This is a genomic window from Caldivirga sp. UBA161, assembly GCF_002506515.1.
In the GTDB taxonomy this organism is placed as follows: domain Archaea; phylum Thermoproteota; class Thermoprotei; order Thermoproteales; family Thermocladiaceae; genus Caldivirga.
On sequence record NZ_DAXS01000035.1, the window covers coordinates 399 to 3,176 of the forward strand.

The window sequence follows — 2,778 nt, forward strand, 5'->3', positions numbered from 1 at the left end:
GATTCAGGGAAAGTTAACCATAGGCCAGGGACAACATTAGGTTCAGGGGCAGGAACATTAATAAAGACTGGTGTTATTAACCAAGATGGACCCCAAGCAGTAGCCGCCTCAGTCCTATTAATAATATAGAGGAAAGCTTGCCTAACCTGAGGAATATTAAATGGATAATAAGTGGGTAATGCTATACCTTCAATTGATATATCAGGCAGTAATGGTATCATGTAGCCATGACTTTCAAGTACCTGCATGTAGGATACTGCTGGATACCATGTATGCATGAAGTATGGTTGACCGCTTATGGCTAAGGACACTAATTGAGTTAATCCTCCTGATAGCCCTATGTTTATTGTTATTTGTGGGTAGTATTGCCATGTGTGGAATGGTAGTATTTTATTCCACTCAGCTAATAATGGTACGCCATTGAAGTAATCTGGCTCAAGCTTAGTAATAACATAGCCACTACTAACCTTAGTGACGTAATATGGGCTTAGGCTCCAGTATGGTGCAACAAATTCAGTAATATTGGTTGAGCCGAATTTTAAGGCTTGGGAAGCATTCATCGTTTGTAGTTCATGGACTATATTCTTCCACACTGGCCATGGTGTATTCGGTATCCAACTCATTAGTAGCCAGTAGTAGCCGGTGGATGACCAGTAGTCGAAGTGGATTGATATTGTGTAATTGTTTATTATTATGAAGTCCTTGTCTGCGTTTTGAGGCATTAACCAAGGCTCCCAACTACCGAAGGCCTTATCACCAATATAAAACCAAGCATACACATCCCANNGCAGTGAATGGTATTGTGGCAGTACCATTAAACCAATATAAATTATGCCTAAGGTAAATGATTAAGGTGTGGTTCTCGGGAAAAACAGTCCAATTACTAGCCAAAACAGGCCACCACTGGCCAGTAGGATCATTATAATCAGCGAGGGGCATCCAAGTACCAGTGTAAAATACTATATTACCAGTTGTCCATGGATTCCACCAAGGAGCAGGCCAAGGAGCAAGCAAGGTATAGTACCAGTTAGCAGCCATATACATATTATACGTCGGATAAGACTGCTGAGCATACGTTATCTTTAAGGTACTCAGAGTTAAGATTACGGCAGCTGCTATTAGTACTATTATTACATAACCTTTTTCCTTATAGATATGAATGCTCATCAATACTGATTGGGTTATGGCTAGTAATAAGTCTTATTCTAACAGGTTAGATGACTTAACATTTGGGTTACTTACATTAAATGGCAAGTTAATTTGGGAGAAATCTGGCTTTTATTTGGGGTTAGTTTAATGGGTTATGGTTTTCACTTTACTGTTATCTTTCTTGCCTCACGTTCAGTTTCTCTAAGCATTAATATGTCCCCGACCCTCACGGGGCCCTTAATATTCCTTGTTATTATCCTCCCCTTATCCCTGCCTTCAAGTATCCTAACCCTAACAATGTTAACTTCACCAGCCACACCTGTTCTACCAAGTATCTGAACAACCACTGCGGCTGTGGCATCATCATAGGGGCTTAACTTAATTTCACTACCCTCACTGGCCATTTAAATCACTCCCTTCCCTTCCCCTCCCTCTGCTGTGGCTTAGCCTGTGGTTGAGTTTTCGGTAATTGTATTGGATTTAAGCCAGCGTTAACCCTAACATCATTCAGTTTAGCTACTAGATCCTCAAGGTCCTTGGCTGCTTGACCTGGATCAACTATAGCGATCGCTGAGGCGTATGATGATAAGCCAACTGCCTTACCTAACCTCTCCTTACTGGGTACGTAAACATATGGTATGCCCTTTTCCTCACATAATAATGGTAGGTGCATTACTATTTCAGGTGGATCAACGTCCTCAGCAACAACCACCAGTTTAGCTAACCCCCTCTCAATCATTTTGGTTGTTTCATTAGAACCCCTCTTAACTACCCCAGTTTGCTTAGCCATACTCACAACATTGTACGTCATTTCAGCTAACTCCTGTGGGACAGCAAACCTAACGTATATTGGCTTTCCCTGAGGCGGATTTGCGTAAAAGACCCTCGGGTCTATTGTACTCATACACCATATGTGGCGCTGCACCCTTTAAAAACTTTCACATTTAATGAAAGCTTTAAGCCTACTCAATACTTCTCTTTGATGTTAATACATCTACTACATCATTGAGATTAGCCTTAAGGGTAATGTACTCCCTCCCATTAACATTACCCTTATTAAGCACATTCATTTCCGCCAACTCATCAATAGCATCATAGATGCTAACCCCCTTAGCAACGGCAAGGGATGCTATAATCCTCTTAGCACTACTGCTAATATCCAAGTCAATCATTGCGGCATAAGCCTCTGAAAGCCTCCTAACAGTATCAATTACCTTACTGAGGCTTGCACCAGTGCGCAGCCTTGATTTATTCAGCTCAGCGTAATACCCCATTAGCCTAAGGGTTAATTCAATAGTCTCAGGCGGTATGGGTGATTTAGGCTTAGCCTCACGCATAATTACTGTTAAGTCAAAGACATTGATTAACCTACCCTGCCTCAAGGTTCCATAAACCTTATGGGCCTCCGTTAAAAACACCCTAGTTAGGATTGGGTTACCCCTAACCTTAACCTCAAGCCTACTACCCCTATACTTAACATAAACCTCCTTAGCCCCAACTTCACTTAAGTAAGTGTTAATGAATTTAACAGCCTCATCAGTATTCCTAACCTTAAACATTAACCTTCTACTTACCACAAAACCCATGTATTCCTATGGCTTAAATACTTTATTAAGTAATGAAGTAGAA

Annotated in this window: 3 protein-coding genes and 1 pseudogene; all 4 read right to left on the reverse strand. The window is 41.1% G+C overall.

The window, feature by feature from the left end:
- Nucleotides 1-779: pseudogene (locus BP896_RS04000) on the reverse strand (ABC transporter substrate-binding protein); the annotation flags it as partial.
- Between the two features lie 531 nt (nucleotides 780-1,310).
- Nucleotides 1,311-1,553, reverse strand: coding sequence for a 30S ribosomal protein S28e (locus tag BP896_RS04005; RefSeq protein WP_291765922.1), 243 nt, complete (start codon nucleotides 1,551-1,553; stop codon nucleotides 1,311-1,313).
- A 5-nt stretch (nucleotides 1,554-1,558) separates the two neighbouring features.
- Nucleotides 1,559-2,053, reverse strand: a complete 495-nt coding sequence (gene rpl7ae / locus BP896_RS04010) for a 50S ribosomal protein L7Ae (protein WP_291765925.1) — start codon at nucleotides 2,051-2,053, stop codon at nucleotides 1,559-1,561.
- Nucleotides 2,054-2,111: 58 nt separating this feature from the next.
- Nucleotides 2,112-2,735, reverse strand: a complete 624-nt coding sequence (locus BP896_RS04015; RefSeq protein WP_291765927.1) for a DUF2067 family protein — start codon at nucleotides 2,733-2,735, stop codon at nucleotides 2,112-2,114.
- Nucleotides 2,736-2,778 lie beyond the last annotated feature (43 nt).